Consider the following 22,377-nt stretch of genomic DNA (forward strand, 5'->3'; position numbering starts at 1 on the left):
GGGGCGAATTCGCCCCGGGGTGATCAGCGCTTCTTGGTGACCGGCAGATTGTCGGCGCGCCACTGAGCCATGCCACCCGCCAGGGTGTATACCCGCTTGAAGCCATGCTTGTGCAGGGCCCGTGCGGCGGCATTGGCGCTCATGCCGGTTTCGCATACCACGATAATGGGGTCATCCTTGTGCTTTTCAACCTGGCCCAGGTTGTTCTCCTGGATTTGGCTCATGATGAGGTTGTGCGCACCGGCTAGATGGCCACGACCGAATTCATCGATGGTCCGGATGTCGACCACGACGGCGTTCTCGCGGTTGATCAGCATGGTTGCTGCATGGTTATTGACTGCTTTTATGGGAGAGAAGCGGGCGCGCATGGTGGTGTAGATCAGCGTGCCAGCCAGGCCAAACCAGGCTGCGGTCAGCAGCGGGTTGTTGGCCGCGAAATCAAGATACTCTTGCATCCTTCCTACAATCCAAATCCGGGACAAGGGCTCGAGTATACATGGGGGCGCTGTGAATATCAGCCATCCGTGGGGCAAAGCGAGAGCCAGCTCGCATCGGAGGGGAGTGTCCTGGCGGCAGATCAGGTGACTATTTCGGCAGATGTAGTAATATTACGGCCAGTTCAGCTTCCTGCATTTCATTCCAATCCGAGAGGACATAGCTTTATGTCAACAGCCAAAAAACCTCTGGTTCTGATCATCATGGACGGTTGGGGCTATAGCGATAAAACCGCGTATAACGCCGTTGCTGCCGCCAAGACCCCGAACCTGGATCGTCTCGCCCGTGATTACACCAGCACCCTCATCTCCGGCTCCGGCCTGGACGTTGGCCTGCCCGATGGCCAGATGGGTAACTCCGAAGTGGGTCACACCAACATCGGTGCCGGTCGTGTCGTCTATCAGGAGCTGACCCGCATCTCCAAAGACATCCAAGAAGGCACCTTCTTCGACAACGTCGAGCTGGCTAAGGCCGTCGACGCCGCCGTGACCAAGGGCAAGGCCGTGCACATCATGGGCCTGATGTCCCCGGGTGGCGTTCACAGCCACGAAGAGCACATCCTCGGCATGATCGAGATGGCCGCCAAGCGTGGCGCCGAGAAGATCTACTTCCACGCCTTCCTCGACGGCCGTGACGTACCGCCGCGCTCTGCCCAATCTTCCATCGAGCTGTTCGACGCCAAGTTTGCCGAACTCGGCAAGGGTCGTTTCGCCTCCATGATCGGCCGTTACTACGCCATGGATCGCGACAACCGCTGGGATCGCGTGCAGCAGGCCTATGACCTGATGACTCAGGGCAAGGGCGAATTCACTGCCGCCTCTGCGACCGAAGCGCTGGCTGCCGCCTATGCCCGCGACGAGAACGACGAGTTCGTCAAGGCCACTCGCATCGGCGACGCCGCACCGATGGAAGATGGCGATGCCCTCATCTTCATGAACTTCCGTGCCGACCGTGCCCGTGAAATCACCCGTGCCTTCGTTGATAGCGACTTCACCGGGTTTGCCCGTGCCGCCACCCCGGCGCTGAACTTCGTGATGCTGACCGAGTATGCGGCCGACATCAAAACTGCCTGTGCCTACCCGCCGACCGCCCTGGTCAACACCCTGGGTGAGTGGCTGGCCAAGCAGGGCAAGACCCAGCTGCGCATCTCTGAGACCGAGAAGTACGCTCACGTCACCTTCTTCTTCAACGGTGGCGAAGAGGCCTGCTTCACCGGCGAAGACCGCGAAATCGTGGCCAGTCCCAAGGTTGCAACTTATGACTTGCAGCCGGAGATGAGCTCCGAAGAGCTGACCGACAAGCTGGTGGCGGCCATCAAGAGCGGCAAGTACGACACCATCATCTGTAACTACCCGAATGGCGACATGGTTGGCCACACCGGTGTGTTCGACGCCGCCGTCAAGGCCTGTGAAGCCGTTGACCACTGCATCGGTCGCGTCACCGAGGCCCTGGCTGAAGTGGGTGGCGAGTGCCTCATCACCGCCGACCACGGCAACGCCGAGAAGATGATGGATGAGACCACAGGTCAGGCGCACACCGCGCACACCAACCTGCCGGTACCGCTCATCTACTTCGGTCGCAAGGCCGAGGCGCTCGAAGGTGGCAAACTGTCCGATCTGGCCCCCACCATGCTGACTCTGATGGGTCTGCCTGTGCCGCCGGAAATGACTGGCAAGCCCCTGATGATTTTGAAATAATTCCTCCCCATGCGGGGACGTGTCTTGATTTCAAAACAGTTACATCGCGTCGGCCTTCTGGCCGGCGCGCTGTTTTATTGCCTGTCTGCCAGTGCCGCTCCCAGTAGTGAGCTGGGGAAAGTACAGGGGCAGATCAAGGCGCAGCAGCAGACCGTCAGACTCGGCAAGCAGGAGCTGGCCAAGCTCGCCGCCCAGCTCAAGCAGGACGAGATGGTGGTGTCGAGTGCCGCCGCCAAACTCGATGAGACGCGCAATCAGCTCAAACAGAGCGAGGCGCGCATCCAGGAGCTGGCCAAGGAGAAGGTGGAGCTGGAGTCCCAGGCCACTAAGCAGAAGGCCCTGCTAGCCAAACAGGCCGAGAGCGCTTTTCGCTCCGGCGAACACGATTACCTCAAGGTGCTGCTCAATCAGCAGGACCCCAACCGCCTCAGCCGCACCCTCGATTTCTACGACTATCTGAACAAGGCCCGCATCGAGGCCATCGAGTCTTTGCGCGCCACCCAGCAGAAAATTACCGCCAACCAGCAGGCGAGTGAGCAGACGCTGGCTCGCCAACAGGCACTGCTGGACGATCAGAAGCAGCAACACCAGAGCCTGCTGGCCAGTCAGCAGGCGCGTGAGAAGACCCGGCGTGAATTGCAAAAAGACGTGCAAAGCGACGAAGCCAAGCTAAATCAGCTGGTCAAGTCGGAGCAGAAGCTCAAGGCGCGTCTCGAGGCGCTGCGCAAGCAACAGGAAGAGGCCGAGCGGCGCGAGCGCCAGCGCATCGCCAAACTCAAGGCGGAGCAGGAGCGGCTGCGCAAGCAGGCCGAGAAGGCCAAGCGAGAGGAAGACCGTCAGCTCGCCCGCCGCCAGCAACAAGAGCTGGCCCAAGCCGAGGCGCAGACCCGGCGCTACAGCTCAGGCTTAAGCACCAGCCGGGCCCTGCGCTGGCCGGTGCAGGGGCCGATCCTCATCGCCTACGGCTCGCGCCGTACTGCCGAGCTGAAATGGAAGGGCACCCTGATAGGGGCGCCCGAAGGCTCCCAAGTCAAAGCAGTCGCCCCCGGCAAGGTGGTCTACGCCGACTGGCTCGATGGCTTCGGCATGTTGCTGGTGGTCGATCACGGCAAGGGCTACATGAGCCTCTACGGCCACAACCAGTCGCTGCTGCGCCAGGTCGGCCAGCAGGTGGAGCAGGGGGAGCCGGTGGCGTTGGTCGGCAATAGCGGCGGTCAGGAGCAGACCGGCCTCTACTTCGAAATCCGCTATCAAGGGGAAGCCATCAACCCCACCCGCTGGCTGGGCCGCGGCGGCTGATTGCCCCTTTCTGGTGCCACGCACAAAACTGGCGCCCCATCATGACTCGTTGCACGTATCAAGGGCCCGCAAATCGGGCCCTTTTTGCTGGCACGACTCCTGCTCTGTGACCCCCCTGCAGTTCACCGCGCCCCGCGCGGCACATAACAACGATTCAGGATGGAGACACACAGTGCAGGACACCAACGCAATCGCCATGCTCACCCAGAGCGCGGACACCCTGTTTGTGCTCGGCGGCGCCATCATGGTGCTCGCCATGCATTCCGGCTTTGCCTTTCTGGAGCTAGGCACAGTACGCAGCAAGAATCAGGTCAACGCCCTGGTCAAGATCATCACCGATTTTGGCATCTCGACTCTGGCCTATTTCTTCTTCGGCTACTGGATTGCCTACGGTCACACCTTCTTGGTTGATGCCCCGACCCTGTCGGCGGGGCAGGGTTATCAGTTGGTCAAATTCTTCTTCCTGCTCACCTTTGCCGCCGCCATCCCGGCCATCATCAGCGGCGGTATCGCCGAGCGGGCGCGCTTCTACCCCATGCTGCTCTGCTCCGGCCTGACGGTGGGGCTGGTCTATCCCCTGTTTGAAGGGATCGCCTGGAACGGCAACTACGGGGTACAGCGCTGGCTTGAGCACCACTTCGGTGCCCCTTTTCACGACTTCGCCGGCTCCGTCGTGGTGCATGCGATCGGCGGCTGGATTGCTCTGGTGGCGGTGGCGCTGCTTGGCATGCGTAAGGGACGCATCCGTGGCGGCCATGCGGTGGGTTTTGCCCCCTCCAACATTCCGATGCTGGCCCTGGGCGCCTGGATCCTCACCGTCGGCTGGTTCGGTTTCAACGTCATGTCGGCTCAGAAGCTCGGCAGCATCAGCGGTCTGGTGGCGCTTAACTCACTGATGGCCATGGTGGGGGGGACCCTGGTGGCCATGCTGCTTGGCCGTAATGACCCCGGCTTCATCCACAACGGCCCGCTGGCGGGGTTGGTGGCGGTGTGCGCCGGTTCCGATCTGATGCATCCCATCAGTGCCCTGCTGGTGGGCGGAGTGGCCGGTGCCATCTTCATCGGGGCCTTCACCTGGTTGCAGCGTCGCCTGCCGCAGCTCGACGACGTGCTCGGCGTGTGGCCGCTGCACGGCCTGTGCGGCGCCTGGGGCGGCATCGCCGCTGGCCTCTTCGGCCACACCTATCTCGGGGGGATGGGTGGGGTGAGCCTGATGAGCCAAGTGCTGGGCACCCTGCTCGGCATCGTCGTGGCCCTGCTCGGCGGCCTGCTGGTGTATGGCATGATGAAGTGGCTGGTGGGGTTGCGATTGAGCGAGGAGGAGGAGTTCATCGGTGCCGATCTCGCCATCCATCACATTGCGGCCACTAACCGCGACAAGGCGCCCATCTGACGGCTGACTTGGGAGGGTAAAACGGGTATGTTACAGGTAACATTCCCCGCAGGATCCCCCATGAACGACACTCGCAAACGCCGCCCGACGCTTCAGGACATCGCCGATCGGGTTGGCGTGACCAAGATGACGGTCAGCCGTTATCTGCGCGATCCGGACGCGGTGGCCGAGGGTACTCGTGAGCGGATCGCCGAGGCGGTCGAGGCGCTCGGTTACATCCCGAACCGGGCGCCCGACATCCTCTCCAACGCCACCAGTCGAGCCATCGGCATCCTGATCCCTTCGCTTTCCAACCAGGTCTTCTCAGCAGTGGTGCGCGGCATCGAGTCGGTGACCCGCCCTGCCGGCTACCAGACCCTGCTGGCCCACTATGGGTATGATCCGGCTCGTGAAGAGGAGCAGGTGGCTTCCCTGCTCTCCTACCACGTCGATGGCTTGATCCTCTCTGACAGCCAGCACACCGAGCGCACCCGCAAGATGATCGCCACCGCCGGCATTCCGGTGGTGGAGATCATGGACTTTCCCGAGGAGCCCATCGACATGGTGGTGGGGATGGATCACCGGGCTGCCGCTCGCGCCATGACCGAGGCCATGCTGGCGCGTGGGCGCACGCGCAGTGTCTATCTGGGGGCGCGGCTGGACGTGCGTACCCGGTTGCGGATGGAGGGGTATTACGATGCGATGCAGGCGGCCGGGCTGGAGGGGCGTCACCTGCTGACCGGCGATGCCTCCACCTTCACCCTGGGGGGCGATCTGCTCGATCAGGCGCTGGCGCGCTGGCCGGATCTCAACGGCCTGTTCTGCACCAACGATGACATGGCGGTGGGGGTGATACTGAGGGCCCAGGCGCGCGGCATACCTGTGCCCCAGCAGATCGCGGTGGCCGGGGTCAACGCCCTCAACATAGGGCGAGCCATCTCGCCACAACTGGCCAGCATCGTCACTCCGCGCGAGGCCATTGGCTGTGAGGCGGCGACCCTGCTGTTGGCCCGCCTGGCCGGACAAACGGTGACGCGGCAAATACATGACATCGGCTTCACCCTGTTTGAAGGGGAGAGCCTCGGCGAAAGGGCGCTCACATAAAAAAACAGGCCACCCAGAGGGTGGCCTGTTGGCATTGGTGCAGCGGCGATCAGCGCTGAGTCAGGGCGACGGCCTCGCGGGAGAGACGGGTCACCTCGTCCCAGTTACCGGCCTTGATGGCATCGGCCGGCAGCATCCAAGAGCCGCCTACGGTGGCGACGCACTTGAGGGCCAGGTAGTCGGCCACATTCTTCGGACCAATACCGCCGGTGGGGCAGACCCGCACCTGGGAGAGCGGCGCAGTGATGGCGGCCAGCGCCTTGGTGCCGCCGTTGGCTTCGGCCGGGAAGAACTTGATGTGATCGTAACCGGCTTCCAGCGCCTGCATCACTTCGGAGGCAGTGGCCAGACCGGGGATGAGCGGAACCGTCCCCTTGGCGGCGTGGGCCAGCAGTGCCGGAGTCATACCCGGAGAGATGACGAAGCGGGCACCGGCGGCAACGGCGGCGTCGTATTGCTCGGCATTGATGACGGTGCCAGCACCGACCATGGCTTCAGGCATCGCCTTGGCGATGCGCTCGATGGCGGCCAGGGCTACCGGGGTACGCAGGGTGATCTCGAAGACCGAGATGCCGCCAGCCAGCAGGGCCTGAGCCATCGGGATGGCCTGCTCCAGATCGGAGATGACCATGACGGGCACGACGGGGGAGGCGGCGAACACCTCGGCGGGGGAGACTTTCCAGTTTTTCATGGTGGTTTCCTTATTGCTGCCTAATGGCGGCTTACTCGAAGATGGTGGCGCCACATTCGGCGCTGGACACGGCGCGACGCATCACGCCAAACAGTTCACGACCCCAGCCTTCCTGCTCGGCGCGGAGATCGATGGCCGCCGGCTCGCGGCCAGTCAGATCGCTCAAGCACATCAAGCTACCCTGATCCGCATCCAGACGCAGCAGGTCGCCGTCGCGCAGCAGGCCGATGGCGCCGCCATGCAGGGCTTCCGGGGTAACGTGGATGGCGGCCGGGATCTTGCCCGAAGCGCCGGAGAGGCGGCCGTCGGTGACCAGCGCCACCTTGTGACCGGCCTTTTGCAGGTTGCCGAGCACCGGCATCAGCTTGTGCAGCTCGGGCATGCCGTTGGCGGCAGGGCCGTTGTGACGCACGACGATGATGGCGTCCTGATTCAGCTCACCCGCCTTATAGGCGGCTTCGACCGCGTGCTGGGAGGAGAAGACCCGGGCCGGGGCCTCGACCAGACGGTATTCAGGAGCCACGGCGGAGACCTTGATCACGGCGCGACCCAGGTTGCCTTCAAGCACCTTGGTACCACCGCTGACCTGGAACTGGGCGCCAGAGAGGGCCAGGACTTCCGGGTTGCTGCTTTCGCCGACGGTTTCCCAGACCAGCTTGCCGTTTTCCAGATGCGGACGCTTGAGGTAGTCGGCCATGGTGCCGAACACCGGGGTGGCGTCCATGTGCAGCAGCTTCTGCTCGGCCAGACGACGCAGCAGGCCCGGTACGGAGCCGGCCTCTTCAAAGGCGTTCACATCGGCCGGGCCGTTCGGGTACATGCGTACCAGCAGCGGCACCACGTCAGAGAGATCGCTGAGATCATCCCAGGTCATGATGAGGCCGGCCTGACGGGCGATGGCCACCATGTGGATGCTGTGGTTGGTGCTGCCGCCGGAGGCGAGCAGGGCCACCAGACCGTTGACCAGGCTGCGCTCGTCGAGCACTTCGGCCAGCGGGCGGAACTGGCTGGAGCCCCCCACCATGGCGCTGATGCGCTGGGCGGCTTCACGGGTAAGCGCATGGCGCAGTTCGCTGTGGGGATGGACGAAGGCCGAACCCGGCAGCATCAGGCCCATCGCCTCGAACACCAGTTGGTTGGTGTTGGCGGTGCCGTAGAAGGTGCAGGTGCCGGGCGCGTGGTAGGCGCCGCACTCCATCTGCAACAGGGCGTCACGGCCTACTTCGCCGGCGGCGTACTGCTGGCGAACCTTCACCTTCTCGTCGTTGCTGATACCGCTGGCCATCGGGCCGGCCGGCACGAAGGCGGTCGGCAGGTGGCCGTGGGAGAGGGCCCCCATCAGCTGGCCCGGGGCTATCTTGTCGCACACGCCGAGCAGCAGGGTGGCGTCGAAGGTATTGTGGGAGAGCGAGAGGGCGGTGGCCTGGGCGATGAGATCACGCGAGAACAGCGACATGTCCATCCCCGGCTGGCCCTGGGTCACGCCGTCACACATGGCCGGCACGCCGCCGGCTACCTGGGCGCTGTGGCCCAGCTCGGCCAGCGCCGCCTTGATGATGTCCGGGTAGCCTTGGTAAGGCTGGTGGGCGCTCAGCATGTCGTTGTAGGCGGTGACGATACCGACGTTGGCGCGGGTCATGTCGAGGATGCGCCCCTTCTCGTCGTTGCCACAGGCGGCGACGGCGTGGGCCAGGTTGCCACAGGCCAGAGCGGCGCGGGTCTTGCCGGCGGCAGCCATCTGCTCGACACGGGCAAGATAGGCCGCGCGGCGGGCCTGGCTACGTTCGCGGATACGCGCAGTCACCTGCGCAATGATGGGATGGATCATGAGTGGGCCTCCAGGGCGTGAACGGCTCGTTCTACCACTTCATCGAAGCAGCAGTCGATATCGATACGAATGACCCCGACTTCGCCTTCCGGTCGTTCCAGGGTGTCAAACTGGCTCTTCAGCATGGATTCCTTCATGAAGTGCCCCTTGCGGGCCTTCATGCGTTCGAGAATGAGATCGTAGTCGCCATCGAGAAACAGGAAACGCACCGTGCTGTTGCCGTCACGGATCTGGTCACGGTACTGGCGCTTGAGGGCGGAGCAGACGATGACCCCGACTTCGTTCTTGTGCTCGAGGCTGTAGGCGGCATCGCGGATGCGTTCGAGCCAGGGGGCGCGGTCCTCATCGTTGAGCGGGTTGCCGCCGGCCATCTTCTGGATATTGGCACGCGGGTGCAGGTCGTCTCCGTCAATAAACTTGGCGCCGATCATCTGGGCAATTTTCTCTCCTACAGAAGATTTACCGCTACCGGAGACACCCATCACGATAATGCTCTTTCCCGCCATTGTTTGACCTCTATCTCAATTTTAAAAAAAACATCAGTTGAATGGGTTCTAACTTATCACGTTACCGGTAACATGTTACCGGTAACAGTTAGAAGTGTGAAGTCTCCCACAGAGTGACATCGCTCATGACCGTCCCTCCTCTACAGGCTGGCCTTCCCGGATCGAACCGGTAGGGACTCAGAGTAGCTGACGGCTATCATGGCCAATAACCTGGTATAAGGAACGCAATTCAATGTCCGATATGTCTCTGATCATGACGGCGGCCGGCTCCATCGTGCTGCTGCTGTTCTTGGTGATGAAGGCGCGCCTGCACGCGGTCGTCTCGCTCATCCTGGTCTCCATGGTGGCGGGCCTTGCCGCCGGCATGAACCCTGCCGACATTGCCAACACCATCCAGAAGGGGATGGGTGGCACTCTCGGCTTCGTCGCCGTGGTGGTGGCCCTTGGCGCCATGTTCGGCAAGGTGATGGAAGTCACCGGTGCCCTCGATCGGGTGGCCCAGACCCTGCTTGGCAAGTTCGGCGCCCACCGCGCGAGCTGGGCCATGGCGTTGACCGGTTTCGTCTGTGCGCTCCCGCTCTTTTTCGACGTGGCCGTGGTACTGCTGATCGGCGTGGCCTTCGCCATTGTTCGTCGCGGTGGCGGTACCGTTGTCAAGATTGGTATCGCGCTGCTGGCCGGTATCGCTACCTGTCAGGCGTTCCTCATCCCGGCGCCGGGCCCGATCTTGGTTGCTTCGCAACTGGGGGCTGACTTTGGCTACATGATCCTGTTCGGTCTGATTGCCTCTGTGCCAGCCCTGATCCTGGCGGGCCCCCTTTTCAGCTCTTTCATCAGCAAAATTGTGGATGTGCCGCTGCCGGAAGATGCCCAGAACAGCATTCATGACCACGGCGACAACCTGCCCTCTTTCGGGCTGGCCATGGGGCTCATCGGCCTGCCGCTGCTGCTGATTGGCCTCAAGACCATTGTGAGCCGCTTTGTTGAAGCCGGTTCGACCCTGCACAACTGGCTCGAGTTCATCGGTCACCCTTTCACCGCCATCCTGGTGGCCTGCTTGGCCGCGTTCTACTTGCTCGGCATTCGTCGTGGCCTCTCCCGTGATGAGGTGATGAACGTCTGTGGCAGTGCCATTCAGCCTGCTGGCGTCATCATCCTGGTGACTGGTGCTGGTGGCGTGTTCAAGCAGGTGCTGGTGGACTCCGGTGTCGGCTCGGCCCTTGGCAACATGCTGGCCGACTCCGGCCTGCCGGTGGTGGCGCTGGCCTTCATCCTGGCGGCAGCGGTGCGCGTGATCCAGGGCTCTGCCACCGTGGCCATGCTGACCGCCTGTGGTCTGGTGCTGCCGATGCTCGAGCCGCTTGGCCTGAACGGCGCCCAGTTGGCCGCCGTCACCGTGGCCATCGGTGGGGGTGCCATCGTGCTCTCTCACGTCAACGACTCCGGTTTCTGGCTGGCTAACCGCTACCTTGGCCTGACGGAGAAACAGACCCTGCAGACCTGGACCGTGATGGAGACCATCATCGGTACCACCGGCGGTATCATGGCCATGATCATCTACAGCTTCCTGTAAGAGACGGCTAGGATCTGACGAAGCAAAGGCCCCGCCAGCAGCGGGGCCTTTGCGTATTTGCCACTTTTGTGATGATTCCTGCTTGGGCCTGCCGGCGCAGGTTGCTAGAATTGCCCATTCCCCGCTTCGAGTGGAACGCGTAACGCAGTGATTTCAGGTTTCTCTATGCATTTACCGGCACATTATCGACAGCAGCTCGATCGCTTGCCCAAGATCGCCGTGGGCGCCGATCATTTTGACGTGCTCTACAGCGCCAAAGATTTCAAGCCGCGCATCCTCGATCTCATCGCCACGGCGCGCCAGCGCATCTATCTGGTGGCCCTCTACCTGCAAGATGACGAAGCAGGCCGCGAGATCCTCGATGCCCTCTACGCCGCCAAGGCGCGTAATCCCGACCTCGACATCAAGGTGTTTGTCGACTTCCACCGTGCCCAGCGCGGGCTTATTGGCAAGGGCAAGCAGGGGGGAAACCACCAGCTTTACCAGGCCAGGGCTGCCGAACACGCGGAGCACATCGAGATCTATGGCGTGCCGGTCAAGGGACGCGAACTGCTCGGGGTGCTGCACCTCAAGGGCTTCGTGTTCGACGATACCGTGCTCTATTCGGGGGCCAGCCTCAACGACGTCTACCTCTATCAGCAGGAGCGTTACCGCTACGATCGCTACCACCAGATCGAGAGCCAGGAACTGGCTACCGCCATGGTGCGTTACGTGGATGACTACTTCCTCGCCAGCGATGCGGTGCAGCGGCTCGACAAGCCGGCGATCCCGACCGCCAAGCAGCTCAAGGGGAGCATCCGCCGCTTCAAGGGGCAGCTGGCGCGCAGCCATTACTACTTCAACTCCAGCCTGCCGCTGGAGCATGAGTTTGCCGTTACCCCGCTGGTGGGGCTTGGCAAGCGCAACAACCAGCTCAACCGGATGATCCGCAATCTGGTGCGCAGCTGCGAGCGCGAGATCTTCATCTGCACCCCCTATTTCAACCTGCCCAAGGAGCTGGCCCGCGATATCGAGGGGCTGTTGCGCCATGGCCGCAAGGTGACGATCGTGGTGGGCGACAAGACCGCCAACGACTTCTACATCCCGCCCGAGGAGAAGTTCTCCACCATCGGCGGGCTGCCTTATCTGTATGAGGCCAACCTGCGCAAGTTTGCCCAGCGCAACCAGCATCACATCGACAGCGGTCTGCTCAACCTGATGCTGTGGCGCCATGAGCGCCACTCCTATCACCTCAAGGGGATCTTCGTCGATGGTGGCGAGTGGGTGCTGCTGACTGGCAACAACCTCAATCCGCGCGCCTGGTCACTGGATCTGGAGAACGGGCTGCTGCTCAAAGATGCCCAGCATCTGCTGTCCGAGCGTTTTGAACGTGAACGCGAATGCATTTTGCAGCACACCAAACGGGTGGCCAGTTTCAGCCAGGTGGAGCAGATCAGCGACTATCCGGAACAGGTGCGTCGCCTGATGGCCCGTATCCACAGGGTGAAGGCCCACCTGCTGCTCAAGCGCATCATCTGACGCAGCGCTGACCTAAGCCCTGTCCCAAAGGCCTCCCGTTTTCGGGAGGCCTTTGTTATTATCTGGACGTATTTACAGTACTGTCGGGCATCTGGTTGATGAAATTGGATAAAATCCCGCTGGACAGCCTGAAGGGCGTGGGCGGCAAGATGCAGGAGAAACTGGAGCGGCTGGGTCTGGCCACGGTCCAGGACCTGCTGTTTCACCTGCCGCACCGCTATGAGGATCGCACCAAGGTGTGGCCCATCGGCGATCTGCTGCCCGGCACCACCTGTGCGGTGGAAGGGGAGATCCAGGACAACCAGTTGGTGATGGGGCGCAAGCGGATGCTGGTGTGCCGCGTCAGCGACGGCAGTGGCACCATCACGCTGCGTTTTTTCAACTTCACTGCCGCCCAGAAAAACAGCCTCACCGCCGGGCGCCTGATCCGTTGCTTCGGCGAGATCCGCCCCGGCAAGTTCGGCCTTGAGATCATCCACCCCGAGTACAAGCTGCTGGGGGAGGAGCAGGCCGGCCAGACCGAAGAGGCCCTCACCCCCGTCTATCCCACCACAGAGGGGCTGCGCCAGCTCACCCTGCGCGGCCTCACCGATCAGGCGCTGCTACTGCTGGCCGAGCACGGGGTGGAGGAGCTGCTGCCTCCCGGTCTCTACCCGACTCAGGTCTCGCTGGCCCAGGCGCTGCGCCTGCTGCATCGCCCCCCGCCCGACGTGGCCCTCGATCAGCTCGAGAGCGGCCGCCATCCGGCCCAGTCCCGGCTGGTGATGGAGGAGCTGCTGGCTCACAACCTGTCGATGCTCAAGGTGCGCGAGCAGGCCCAGACCCAGGCCTCGGTACCCCTGGCGCCGGCCCCTGCGTTGGTGGACGCGTTGCTCGCCTCGCTCCCCTTCGCGCCGACCGGTGCCCAGCACAGGGTAGTGCAGGAGATAAGCCGCGATCTGCAACGCAGCCACCCCATGATGCGGTTGGTGCAGGGGGACGTGGGCTCGGGCAAGACGCTGGTGGCCGCCATGGCGGCCTTGCAGGCGATCGGCAATGGCTATCAGGTGGGGCTGATGGCACCGACCGAGCTGCTGGCCGAGCAGCACGCCGTCAACTTCGGCCGCTGGCTGGCGCCCCTTGGCATCCAGGTGGGCTGGCTGGCCGGCAAGCAGAAGGGCAAGGCGCGTGAAGAGGCGCTCAAGGCGATTGCCGACGGCTCCGCCGCCATGGTGGTGGGCACCCACGCCATCTTTCAGGAGCAGGTCAACTTCCATCGCCTCGGGCTGGTCATCATCGACGAACAGCACCGCTTCGGGGTGCACCAGCGTTTGGCCCTGCGCGAGAAAGGGGAGCGCGATGGGGTGCATCCGCACCAGCTCATCATGACCGCTACCCCGATCCCGCGTACTCTGGCCATGACCGCCTATGCCGATCTCGATACCTCGATCATCGACGAGCTGCCCCCCGGGCGTACCCCCGTCACCACGGTTGCGGTGCCTGACAGCCGCCGTCAGGATGTGATCGAGCGGGTGCGGCTGGCCTGCACCGAGGGCAAGCAGGCCTACTGGGTCTGCACCCTGATCGAGGAGTCCGAGGTGCTCGAGTGCCAGGCCGCTGAAGAGACGGCAACCGAGTTGCAACGGCTGTTGCCGGGGCTACACATCGGGCTGGTGCACGGCCGGATGCGGCCGATCGAGAAGCAGCGGGTGATGGAGGAGTTCAAGGCCGGCATACTGCAACTGCTGGTGGCCACCACCGTCATCGAGGTGGGGGTGGACGTGCCCAACGCCAGCCTGATGATCATCGAAAACCCGGAGCGGCTGGGGCTGGCCCAGTTGCACCAGCTTCGCGGCCGGGTCGGGCGGGGGGCGGTCGCCTCCCACTGTGTGCTGCTCTACCACGCCCCCCTCTCCAAGACGGCCCAGAGCCGGCTCGGGGTGCTGCGTGAAACCAACGACGGCTTCGTCATCGCCCAGCGCGATCTCGAGCTGCGCGGCCCCGGCGAGCTGCTCGGCACCCGCCAGACCGGGTTGGCCGATCTCAAGATCGCCGATCTGGTGCGTGACCAGCCGCTCATCCCCCAGGTGCAGAAGCTGGCGCGCTACCTGATGGATCAGCACCCCGCTCATGTCGACCCGCTGATCCGCCGCTGGCTGGGGCTGCGGGAACACTACTCCACCGTCTGACTCGAGGAGGAAGGCATCGATGAATTCCTGGCTACGCGCCCTCTTATACACTCTTGCCTTCCTGCTGCTACTGGTCTGGGTCGCCCTCGGACTGTTCGATGCCGATCGCGCCAAGGAGCCGCTGGCCCGCTGGCTGTCGGCCCAGAGCGGGGTGCCTGTCTCCATCGGCAAGCTGATGTTCAACCCGCTGCACCCCTACACCCTGCTCGCCGAGCAGGTGCAGGTGGGGGAGTCGCTGACCCTCGAGAAGCTCTATGTAGAGGTGGAATCGGTCGATTGGCTGGAGCGCGACGTGCGGCTGGCCCACCTCGACCTCATTCGCCCCCGGGTCACCCTGCCGCTGCCACAGGGGTTGCCGAGCCTGCCGATCCAGCGCCTCAGCGTGGCGGACGGGCGCATCGATCGCCTCTCACTGACCGGCCCGCTCGGCAAGGTGATGGGCCTGTCGGCCGGCATCCGTGACTGGCAGTTGATCGACCCAGTGCGCCCGCCCCAAGCCAACCTGACCCTCAACATCAATGCCCTCGAGACCCCCTGGTTGACCCTGTCGCGCCTCAGCCTCAATGGGCGATTGGAGGGGCAGAAGCTGTCGGTCGAGCGGCTGGTGGCCAACGCGTTCGATGGCCAGGTCGAGACCGACATGGTGCTCGATTGGGGCGAGCGCAGCTTGCAGCTCGACCGCTTCAAGGGCACCGGCATGAACATCGAGCTGGGCGACATCCAGCGCCTTGAATTCCCCCTGCGACAGGTCACCCTCAGCCATGGTGAGCTAGCCCAAGTGAGCCTCAACGCCCTGAGCCAAGAGCTGGCCTTCAACGACATCAATGTCAGCCTAGGGGGGATAGCGTGGCATCAGGGGCAGGCCCCGACCGGTTTTGTGCATGGCCGCCTCGGTGAGATCGGTCGCGGCCTGTTTCAGCTCGAGGGGATCGACACGGATCTGGCCATGTACCCGGATCGCATCGATGCCGAGCTCAAGGGCAGCGCCTATGACGGCCACTTCAATCTGGAGCTGAGCTTGGCCCCCGCCCGCAGCGAGTGGACGGTCAAGGATCTCTCCCTGAGCGGCATGGAGCTCTCCCTGCCCGAGGGGTGGTGGCAGAGCTGGCAGGGGTGGCAGCCGGCTCGCCTCGACGTACGCCGGGTGGCACTCGACAAGATGCGGGTGCTCTCATTTGATGACGCCATTCCGCTTTCGCTGATGAACTGGCAGCTCTATCTCAACGACGTCAGCCTCAAGGGGCGCGAGGTAGCGCCCCTCATCGGCCGCGCTCGCCTCGAGAGCCACTGGGAGGAGCTGGTGTGGGATGGCCTCTCCAGCCGCAAGGGGGAGCTGCTGCTCGAGCTTTCCCCCGAGCAGTGGCAGCTACGCAACCTAGAGAGCCGGCTGCCCGATGATGGGCAGCTCACGCTCTCCGGCAGTTGGGGCGTCGTGGCCGGGCAGGCTGGGGCCATCACCCTGGCGGCGAGCGGGCTCGATCTGGCCCAGTGGGGCAAGATCCTGCACGCCCCGGTCTCGCTGGTCGGCAAGGGGGATCTGACCGCCACCCTCGGCACACCGGACAGCAGCCGCTGGCGCGAGACCCTCACCGGCCCGTTTGCCCTGACGTTGACAGAGCCGTTCTGGGACGGGATCAAGATAGATCCGCTGCTCGACGCGTGGTTTGCCGCGGCGCGGCCGCCGAGCCTCGATGCCGGCGATCTGTGGCAGGCGATGCAGGGGGGAGACACCCCCTTCTACCGCCTTGCCCTCAAGGGAGAGGCGAAAGAGGGGATGCTGACGCTGGAGGGGGCCGCGGCCAGCACCATCACCCACCTCATTGCCGCCCGTGGCGGGGTGAACCTAGTCAAGGAGGAGTGGGCGCTCGATCTCGGCGTGCTCGACAGCAAGGGGTGCAGCGAGCTGACCGGGTTGTGGCGCGGGCCGCTGAGCGCGCCCTCCCTGGATTGGCGCTTCCCGAGCGAGGGGAGCGAGTGCGACTGGCAGGTGCTGGACGTGGGCTATCCGGCTCAGGGGCGTACCAGCCGGCTGCGGCAGACGCCGGCTCCGTGAATGCAAAGAAGCGCCCAAGGGCGCCTCTTTCATGAGCAGGATGCGGCCTTAGCGTTTCTTCGGGGGCTGCACCACGTACTTGCCGGTGAACTCGGCGGCCAGCTTGCCGCCGCTGTAGAGCTGCACCGACAGCTGGAAGCGGGCCGACTCGTTGTTGCGCAGGGGCAGCAGGGCGGCTGGCATCCCTTCGCGGGCGACCCGCGCCTCCGGCGAGGCCTTAACCGGCCGGTAGTAGCGAATGCTGCCCTCGGCCAGTACCGTGTCGCCGAGCAGCCCTAACTCCTTGAGTTGCAGCCAGATAAGGCCCCAGCCGGCCAGCACGCACTGGCTGTAGATGCTGCCGGCGAACATGGTGTCGTGCACGTTGAGGTTGGCGGCCAAGTTAGCGCCAAGGTGGAAGGAGTGGCCGTCGTAGTGGGTGATCTGCATCCCCATCTTCTCGCTGATGGGAATGCCGCGTGACCAGCGGGTGGCCAGATCCTGGCACCACTCGGGGCGGTACTGGATGGTTTGCAGCGGGGCGAGCGACTTGATCATCTGACGGTGCGGGATGCGGCCGAACGAGACCGGCCCTTCCCCCACCTCGAGAAAGCCGCACTTGCGGTAGAACTCCACCGCCTCCTGACGGGCGTTCATCACCAGCCGTTTGACCTTCTCGCTGCGGGCCAGCGCCTCGAGATCCTCGACCATGCGGGCGCCGAGCCCCTGACCGCGGTACTCGGGCAGCAGCCCCATGAAGCGGATCTGCGCCTCGTCACCCCCGACAAAGAGCCGGCCGACGGCGATGGGGCGCCCGTCCGGGTCGAGCATCATGCGGTGCAGTGCGACCGAATCGTACTCGTCGCGTTCCGAGCCTAGGGGCAGGTTGAAGGGTTTGCGCAGCAGCTCCCAGCGTAGCTGGTAGTAGGCGTTGAGTTCTGACTCGGTTTCTGGGGTGACCACCCGGTACATGGGTCATTCCTTGGGTTACACTGGTGTCACCCCATCTTGCCCCATCCACCTCATGAACTTCAATCTGGAAGGACGCCACGCCGACACCTTGCTGCACCTCTCCCAACATGGTGGCCGCCGCCTGAGTGTGCAGCAAAATGCCACCCACCGCTGGCTCGAGATCGATGATGTGGTGCAGTCGGTGCAGTGCCTGAGTGAGCCGGCACGCTTGTGTCTGCCGCACCAACAGATGTTGTGCCGTGCCCTTCCGGAGCGCGCGCAGCGCATTCTCGAGCTGGGGTTGGGGGGCGGCGACATGACCCGCCACTTGGCGGCCCGCTGGCCAGGCGCCACCCAGCAGTGTGTCGATCTCGACGGTGAGGTGATTGCGCTCTATCGCGACTTCTTTCAGGGGGAGGAGCGGCCCCAACTGCACCATGGGGATGCGCTGGCGTTTTTACAGCAGGGGGAGGGGCGCTTCGATCTGGTGCTGCTCGATCTCTTCAGCCAGGATGGCAATCCGCCACTGCTGTTCCAGCCCGCCCTCTATCAGGCGCTGGCGGCGCGCCTTGAGGGGCGGCTCATCATCAATCTGTTGCCGCGAACCCACCTCGAGCTGGAGCGGGTGCGCGAGCTGTGCCGCCAGTGGCTGGCACCGGGGCGGCTGTGGCCGGTACCCGGTTACTGCAACCAGATCTTGATGCTCGACTACACCTGAAGCCAGAAGGTGACCGGGCCGTCGTTGACCAGTGAGACCTTCATGTCGGCGGCGAAGCGGCCGGTCTCGGTGTTCAGGCCACCGGCGCGGGCTTGCTCGACGAAGTAGTCGTAGAGGCGCTCGGCCTCGCTCGGGTGGGCTCCGCCTGAGAAGCTCGGGCGCATCCCCTTCTTAGTGTCGGCGGCCAGGGTGAACTGGGATACCACCAGCAAGCTGCCGCCCGTCTGCTCCACGTTGAGGTTCATCTTGCCCGCTTCGTCACTGAAGATGCGGTAGCCGCGCACCTTGTGCAGCAGCTTGTCGGCATGGGTCTCGGTGTCGCCCTGCTCGACCCCGAGCAGCACCAGCAGGCCACCCTTGATGGCCCCCACGACCTCCCCCTCGACGACGACATTCGCCTCGCTCACCCGTTGAATCAATGCAATCACGAATCGGCTCCTGCTGGCCTGAAAAGAGAGGGCCGAGCATAACAGCCCGGCGCTCGCCGGTCAGTTCTTGTGGTCGTAGGTGAAGACTTTGCCGATATCCTCGAGCCGATAGCTGGTGAGCTGGTAGACGTAGTAGTTGAGCCAGTTGCTAAACAGCAGGTGACCATGGCTGCGCCAGGTGGCGCGCGGGGGGTTGGCCGGGTTGTCGTCCGGGTAGTAGTTCACTGGCACGCTGGGCGCGAGACCAGCGTCGAGATCGCGGCGATACTCCTGATCCAGCGTCAGTGCATCGTATTCGGGGTGGCCGGTGACAAACACTTGGCGACCATCGCGGGTGGCGGCCAGATAGACCCCCGCCTCTTCGGATTCGGCGAAGATCTGCAAATCGGTATGGGCGCGGATGAGATCCCCATCGAAGGCCGCATAACGGGAGTGGGGGGCGACGAACTCGTCATCGAAGCCGCGCAGCAGCGGCTCGTGATCCACCAGGCGCTGATGGCGGTAGACGCCGGAGAGCTTCTCGCCGTGGGTCTGCTTATCCATGCCGTAGAGCACCTTGAGGGCGGCCTGCACAGCCCAACAGAGGAACAGGGTGGAGGTGACATGCTCGTGGGACCAGCGGATGATCTCGCCGATGCGTTGCCAGTAGACCACGTCCTCGAACTCCACCAAACCGAGCGGGGCCCCGGTGATGATCATGCCGTCATAGTTATTGCTGCGCACCTGCTCGAAGTCGTTGTAGAAGTTCTCGAGGTGGGCGCGCGGTGTGTTGCGTGAATCCCGATCATCGATGCGCAGCAGATCCACGTCGACCTGCAACGGGGTGTTGGAGAGCATGCGCAGCAGCTGGATCTCGGTTTCGATCTTCTTCGGCATCAGGTTGAGGATGAGCACCCGCAACGGACGGATGTTCTGAGTCACGGCGCGTGACTCGCTCATGACGAAGATGTTCTCTTCCCCCAGCACGGCGGCGGCGGGCAATTGATCCGGAATCTTGATGGGCATGCTTACTCCCTGTACTGCATCGGTAAATATGTCTGGACATCCAGAAATCTATAATAAACTGAGGCGAGTGTCATCAATCCCTTTGAGTTCGCCCTGCCCTTTGTCTAGCATAACGGCCAATCTGACTGGGGATGGCTGGTTGTGGCGCTCGCTCAGCGCCAGCAGATTGACCATCTCATCCTGTTTGCTCTGGGCTAAGACCCACCCCGTTTTCTCATCAGAAGCGACCCATCCATGGCGCTGGCTCGGCGTGATGCTGGGGAGTAGCAAGAAAGGGGCGGGTAGTGGTCGGCCATCTGCGAGCCTCTCATTACCCACCCGGCAGGGTGACGTCGAACATCTTCCACGCTGAGGTCTTTCATGCATATCGAACTGGTGAGTACGGGCGATGAGATCGTCACCGGCCTGGTGGTCGACACCAATGCGGCCTGGTTGTCGGCCCTGCTGCTTGAACAAGGGTGGCAGGTGCGCCGCCGTCATACGGTGGGCGATGATCTGGAGGCGATCACCCAGGTGCTGGCCGAAGCGGCGGCCCGCAGCGATGTGGTGCTGGTGTGCGGTGGATTGGGCCCCACCTCGGACGATCTCACCGCCGAGGCGGCAGCGCGGGCCTTTTCGGCCCCGCTTGAGCTGCGTGAGGCGTGGCTCGAGGTCATCCGCGCCCGCTATGCCAGCCGTGGCCGCGTCATGGCCGAGAGCAATGCCAAGCAGGCCTGGCTGCCGCGCGGCAGCTGGCTTATCGACAATCCGGTTGGCACCGCCTGCGGCTTTCGCGTCGATGCCGGTGCTTGCCGCCTCTACTTCACGCCGGGCGTGCCGTTTGAGTTCAAGCAAATGGTGCAGCAGCAGATCTTGCCGGAGCTGGCGGCGGGGCAGGATACCCGGCTACGCCGCTTCTACACCTTCGGTGTGCCCGAATCGACCCTGAGTGATGCGCTGGATCGGCTCGAGTGGCCACAAGGGGTGGTGCTCGGTTATCGCTCCAGCATGCCGCTCATCGAGCTCAAGCTAATTGGTCACGAGGTGGATGACGGCGTAATGGGGCTCGCCGAGGCGCAGTTGCTTGCCCATATCACCCCCTGGCTGGTGGGTGAGGGGAGTGAGCCCCCTTGGGCGCACATACTGCGCGGCCTCAAAGGGGAGCCACTTTACCTGTTGGAGTGTGCCAGTGGTGGCGCCTTGCAGCGTATGTGCCGTGACTATCCACACCTGCATGCCCGCTTCGAGGCGACGTTGGAGGTCGATCTGGCGGCGCTGGCGCCCCAACCGGGGCGGTGGGCGCTGCTGGTGGGCGAAGAGAGCGAGCAAGGGGTGGCGCTGGTCTTGCAAGATGGCGAGCAGCGCTTCGAGCAGTTGGTGCAGGTGCGCCATCCCGATCGGCCGAGCCGCGAGCGCATCCTGGCCTTCTGCGCCCTCGACATGCTGCGCCGTCATCTGGCCGGACACTCTCCTTTTGGCGAGTATCAGACCCTGACGTGTACCTTGCTGCGGGCGTCTTGAAAACAGCAGCGGGAGGCCTTGGCCTCCCGCACTTATTTATCGGATGCGATCAGTGCAGGCCGACCACGTATTGTGAGAGCACCTGGATGTCTTCGTCGGTCAGCTTCCTGGCAACGTCGCGCATCATGCCGTTCGGATCGTTGTCGCGGGTGCCGGAGCGGAAGGCTTCCAGTTGGGCCTTGATATAGGCTGGGTGCTGGCCAGTCAGGTTGGGGTATTTGGCCTGTGCCAGCCCTTCACCGCGGGGGCCGTGGCAGGCGATGCAGGCCGCCAGTGAGCGGGAGGTATCCCCTCCCATGTAGAGGGCGCGGCCTTTCTCCACCACGTCATCGGGAACGGCCACGGGAGTGCGCTGCTGCTCGGAGAAGTAGGCGGACAGATCGTCCATGTCTTGCTCAGAAAGCGGCAGTGCCATGGGGCCCATGACCGGTGCAACACGCCCGGTTTTTCCAGAGGCGGCGGCTTTTAGTTCAAGCAGCTGTTTCTTGAGGTAAGCGGGGTGTTGGTCGGCAATTTTGGGATAGATGTCGGCAGGGCTGTTTCCGTCAGCCCCGTGGCAGGCAACGCAGGTCGCAGACTTGGCCTGGCCTGCGGCGGCATCGCCAGCAGCCTGTGCCATGCCTGTCGCACTTGCCAGCAAAGCAAGCGTGATGGCGAGGTTCTTCATGGCGCTCCAACTTCTCGTTATAAGGCTTCCAGATCCCATGCCGCGGAAGGCATGTTAAACTACGCGATTAAGCGACGTCATTTTACACTGTTTTACAAAAAAGTAACGCCATAACCCGCTCTTTCAATGGGGAATTTACCTTGGATAAACAAGTTTTGAATTTTCGCAAGGTCCACTTCGTGACCAGTGCGCCGGACATTCGCCATCTGCCTAACGATGGTGGTGTCGAGATCGCCTTTGCGGGTCGTTCCAATGCGGGTAAATCCTCGGCCCTCAACACGCTGACCCAGCAAAAAAACCTGGCCCGTACCAGTAAGACGCCGGGCCGTACCCAGCTCATCAACCTGTTTGAGCTGGAACCGGGCAAGCGGTTAGTGGACCTGCCGGGTTATGGATATGCCCAGGTGCCGCTCGAGATGAAGATCAAGTGGCAGAAGAACCTGGCCGAATACCTGCAGCGCCGCGAGTCCCTCAAGGGGCTGGTGATCCTGATGGACATCCGCCACCCGCTCAAGGAGACCGACCAGAACATGCTGGAGTGGAGCGCCCACCGCAAACTGCCGGTGCTGCTGCTGCTGACCAAGGCCGACAAGCTCAACCCCGGCCCGCGCAAGACCCAACTGCTCAAGGTGCGCAAGGACGTGGCGCCGCTTGGCGATCACATCCGGGTCGAGGCCTTCTCGTCTCTTAACAACTTAGGGGTCGATACCCTGGCCGAGGTGCTGACCGGCTGGTATCTCGATGAGCAACCTGATGACGAGCAGGTCGAGTTGGCGGCCGAGTAAGGTTCGTCACTGGGATGAAGCAAGGGGGCCATGGGCCCCC

General features: G+C 63.4%; 19 protein-coding genes. 11 read left to right on the plus strand and 8 right to left on the minus strand.

The window, feature by feature from the left end; genetic code table 11:
* Positions 1 to 23: 23 nt before the first annotated feature.
* Positions 24 to 455, minus strand: coding sequence for a rhodanese-like domain-containing protein (locus FE240_RS00625; RefSeq protein ID WP_193002971.1), 432 nt, complete (start codon positions 453 to 455; stop codon positions 24 to 26).
* Positions 456 to 662: 207 nt separating this feature from the next.
* Between FE240_RS00625 and gpmM the strand changes: the two genes are divergently transcribed.
* From gpmM to FE240_RS00645, 4 genes are all read left to right on the plus strand, one after another.
* On the plus strand, positions 663 to 2,192 hold the full coding sequence (gene gpmM, locus FE240_RS00630; protein ID WP_193002972.1) for a 2,3-bisphosphoglycerate-independent phosphoglycerate mutase: 1,530 nt from the start codon (positions 663 to 665) through the stop codon (positions 2,190 to 2,192).
* A 9-nt stretch (positions 2,193 to 2,201) separates the two neighbouring features.
* The gene (gene envC, locus FE240_RS00635; RefSeq protein WP_193002973.1) at positions 2,202 to 3,491 is read left to right on the plus strand and encodes a murein hydrolase activator EnvC; all 1,290 of its coding nucleotides are present in this window, start codon (positions 2,202 to 2,204) and stop codon (positions 3,489 to 3,491) included.
* A 172-nt stretch (positions 3,492 to 3,663) separates the two neighbouring features.
* Positions 3,664 to 4,884, plus strand: a complete 1,221-nt coding sequence (locus FE240_RS00640) for an ammonium transporter (RefSeq protein ID WP_226798918.1) — start codon at positions 3,664 to 3,666, stop codon at positions 4,882 to 4,884.
* 60 nt (positions 4,885 to 4,944) lie between these two features.
* Positions 4,945 to 5,967, plus strand: a complete 1,023-nt coding sequence (locus FE240_RS00645) for a substrate-binding domain-containing protein (protein WP_193002974.1) — start codon at positions 4,945 to 4,947, stop codon at positions 5,965 to 5,967.
* Between the two features lie 49 nt (positions 5,968 to 6,016).
* Here FE240_RS00645 and FE240_RS00650 read toward each other — a convergent pair whose 3' ends face one another.
* From FE240_RS00650 to FE240_RS00660, 3 genes are read right to left on the minus strand one after another with little or no spacing between them, the layout of a single operon-like run.
* The gene (locus tag FE240_RS00650; protein ID WP_193002975.1) at positions 6,017 to 6,658 is read right to left on the minus strand and encodes a bifunctional 4-hydroxy-2-oxoglutarate aldolase/2-dehydro-3-deoxy-phosphogluconate aldolase; all 642 of its coding nucleotides are present in this window, start codon (positions 6,656 to 6,658) and stop codon (positions 6,017 to 6,019) included.
* 31 nt (positions 6,659 to 6,689) lie between these two features.
* Positions 6,690 to 8,486: a phosphogluconate dehydratase gene (gene edd / locus FE240_RS00655; RefSeq protein ID WP_193002976.1), complete on the minus strand. Its 1,797-nt coding sequence runs from the start codon at positions 8,484 to 8,486 to the stop codon at positions 6,690 to 6,692.
* Positions 8,483 to 8,992: a gluconokinase gene (locus tag FE240_RS00660; protein WP_193002977.1), complete on the minus strand. Its 510-nt coding sequence runs from the start codon at positions 8,990 to 8,992 to the stop codon at positions 8,483 to 8,485. Before FE240_RS00660 ends, edd begins: the two co-directional genes overlap by 4 nt.
* A 232-nt stretch (positions 8,993 to 9,224) precedes the next feature.
* On the opposite strand from FE240_RS00660, the gene gntU reads away from it, so the two are divergent.
* From gntU to FE240_RS00680, 4 genes are all read left to right on the plus strand, one after another.
* The gene (gene gntU, locus FE240_RS00665; protein ID WP_193002978.1) at positions 9,225 to 10,565 is read left to right on the plus strand and encodes a gluconate transporter; all 1,341 of its coding nucleotides are present in this window, start codon (positions 9,225 to 9,227) and stop codon (positions 10,563 to 10,565) included.
* Between the two features lie 165 nt (positions 10,566 to 10,730).
* On the plus strand, positions 10,731 to 12,083 hold the full coding sequence (gene pssA, locus FE240_RS00670; protein ID WP_193002979.1) for a CDP-diacylglycerol--serine O-phosphatidyltransferase: 1,353 nt from the start codon (positions 10,731 to 10,733) through the stop codon (positions 12,081 to 12,083).
* A 98-nt stretch (positions 12,084 to 12,181) separates the two neighbouring features.
* Entirely contained in the window at positions 12,182 to 14,251 is a 2,070-nt protein-coding gene (gene recG / locus FE240_RS00675; RefSeq protein ID WP_193002980.1) for an ATP-dependent DNA helicase RecG, read from the plus strand.
* Between the two features lie 19 nt (positions 14,252 to 14,270).
* The gene (locus FE240_RS00680) at positions 14,271 to 16,304 is read left to right on the plus strand and encodes an AsmA-like C-terminal region-containing protein (protein ID WP_193002981.1); all 2,034 of its coding nucleotides are present in this window, start codon (positions 14,271 to 14,273) and stop codon (positions 16,302 to 16,304) included.
* A gap of 48 nt (positions 16,305 to 16,352) precedes the next feature.
* Here the strand turns inward: FE240_RS00680 and FE240_RS00685 are convergent, their stop codons facing one another.
* The gene (locus FE240_RS00685; protein ID WP_042047094.1) at positions 16,353 to 17,255 is read right to left on the minus strand and encodes a bifunctional GNAT family N-acetyltransferase/hotdog fold thioesterase; all 903 of its coding nucleotides are present in this window, start codon (positions 17,253 to 17,255) and stop codon (positions 16,353 to 16,355) included.
* Positions 17,256 to 17,307: 52 nt separating this feature from the next.
* Here FE240_RS00685 and FE240_RS00690 point away from each other — a divergent pair, with 52 nt between their 5' ends.
* On the plus strand, positions 17,308 to 17,952 hold the full coding sequence (locus FE240_RS00690) for a spermidine synthase (protein WP_193004382.1): 645 nt from the start codon (positions 17,308 to 17,310) through the stop codon (positions 17,950 to 17,952).
* Here FE240_RS00690 and dtd read toward each other — a convergent pair.
* Together dtd and metA are read right to left on the minus strand one after the other, a co-directional pair.
* Complete coding sequence (dtd, locus tag FE240_RS00695) at positions 17,943 to 18,380, minus strand: D-aminoacyl-tRNA deacylase (protein WP_193002982.1); 438 nt, start codon at positions 18,378 to 18,380, stop codon at positions 17,943 to 17,945. The genes FE240_RS00690 and dtd overlap by 10 nt on opposite strands.
* Positions 18,381 to 18,440: 60 nt before the next feature.
* Positions 18,441 to 19,385, minus strand: a complete 945-nt coding sequence (metA, locus tag FE240_RS00700; RefSeq protein ID WP_193002983.1) for a homoserine O-acetyltransferase MetA — start codon at positions 19,383 to 19,385, stop codon at positions 18,441 to 18,443.
* A gap of 360 nt (positions 19,386 to 19,745) precedes the next feature.
* On the opposite strand from metA, the gene FE240_RS00705 reads away from it, so the two are divergent.
* On the plus strand, positions 19,746 to 20,885 hold the full coding sequence (locus FE240_RS00705) for a molybdopterin-binding protein (RefSeq protein ID WP_193002984.1): 1,140 nt from the start codon (positions 19,746 to 19,748) through the stop codon (positions 20,883 to 20,885).
* Between the two features lie 49 nt (positions 20,886 to 20,934).
* Here FE240_RS00705 and FE240_RS00710 read toward each other — a convergent pair whose 3' ends face one another.
* Positions 20,935 to 21,552 carry a c-type cytochrome gene (locus FE240_RS00710; protein WP_193002985.1) on the minus strand — a complete coding sequence of 206 codons (618 nt, stop codon included), beginning with the start codon at positions 21,550 to 21,552 and terminating at the stop codon, positions 20,935 to 20,937.
* A 140-nt stretch (positions 21,553 to 21,692) separates the two neighbouring features.
* On the opposite strand from FE240_RS00710, the gene yihA reads away from it, so the two are divergent.
* The gene (gene yihA / locus FE240_RS00715; protein WP_042047102.1) at positions 21,693 to 22,337 is read left to right on the plus strand and encodes a ribosome biogenesis GTP-binding protein YihA/YsxC; all 645 of its coding nucleotides are present in this window, start codon (positions 21,693 to 21,695) and stop codon (positions 22,335 to 22,337) included.
* Positions 22,338 to 22,377 lie beyond the last annotated feature (40 nt).

It is taken from the genome of Aeromonas simiae, assembly GCF_014892695.1.
In the GTDB taxonomy this organism is placed as follows: Bacteria; Pseudomonadota; Gammaproteobacteria; order Enterobacterales; family Aeromonadaceae; genus Aeromonas; species Aeromonas simiae.

What these genes read in the sequence shown, in the direction of transcription:
- FE240_RS00625 (WP_193002971.1), bottom strand. Translation starts at nt 455, where the DNA reads ATGCAAGAGTATCTTGATTTCGCGGCCAACAACCCGCTGCTGACCGCA.
- gpmM (WP_193002972.1), top strand. Translation starts at nt 663, where the DNA reads ATGTCAACAGCCAAAAAACCTCTGGTTCTGATCATCATGGACGGTTGG.
- envC (WP_193002973.1), top strand. Translation starts at nt 2,202, where the DNA reads ATGCGGGGACGTGTCTTGATTTCAAAACAGTTACATCGCGTCGGCCTT.
- FE240_RS00645 (WP_193002974.1), top strand. Translation starts at nt 4,945, where the DNA reads ATGAACGACACTCGCAAACGCCGCCCGACGCTTCAGGACATCGCCGAT.
- FE240_RS00650 (WP_193002975.1), bottom strand. Translation starts at nt 6,658, where the DNA reads ATGAAAAACTGGAAAGTCTCCCCCGCCGAGGTGTTCGCCGCCTCCCCC.
- edd (WP_193002976.1), bottom strand. Translation starts at nt 8,486, where the DNA reads ATGATCCATCCCATCATTGCGCAGGTGACTGCGCGTATCCGCGAACGT.
- FE240_RS00660 (WP_193002977.1), bottom strand. Translation starts at nt 8,992, where the DNA reads ATGGCGGGAAAGAGCATTATCGTGATGGGTGTCTCCGGTAGCGGTAAA.
- gntU (WP_193002978.1), top strand. Translation starts at nt 9,225, where the DNA reads ATGTCCGATATGTCTCTGATCATGACGGCGGCCGGCTCCATCGTGCTG.
- pssA (WP_193002979.1), top strand. Translation starts at nt 10,731, where the DNA reads ATGCATTTACCGGCACATTATCGACAGCAGCTCGATCGCTTGCCCAAG.
- recG (WP_193002980.1), top strand. Translation starts at nt 12,182, where the DNA reads ATGAAATTGGATAAAATCCCGCTGGACAGCCTGAAGGGCGTGGGCGGC.
- FE240_RS00680 (WP_193002981.1), top strand. Translation starts at nt 14,271, where the DNA reads ATGAATTCCTGGCTACGCGCCCTCTTATACACTCTTGCCTTCCTGCTG.
- FE240_RS00685 (WP_042047094.1), bottom strand. Translation starts at nt 17,255, where the DNA reads ATGTACCGGGTGGTCACCCCAGAAACCGAGTCAGAACTCAACGCCTAC.
- FE240_RS00690 (WP_193004382.1), top strand. Translation starts at nt 17,308, where the DNA reads ATGAACTTCAATCTGGAAGGACGCCACGCCGACACCTTGCTGCACCTC.
- metA (WP_193002983.1), bottom strand. Translation starts at nt 19,385, where the DNA reads ATGCCCATCAAGATTCCGGATCAATTGCCCGCCGCCGCCGTGCTGGGG.
- FE240_RS00705 (WP_193002984.1), top strand. Translation starts at nt 19,746, where the DNA reads ATGCATATCGAACTGGTGAGTACGGGCGATGAGATCGTCACCGGCCTG.
- FE240_RS00710 (WP_193002985.1), bottom strand. Translation starts at nt 21,552, where the DNA reads ATGAAGAACCTCGCCATCACGCTTGCTTTGCTGGCAAGTGCGACAGGC.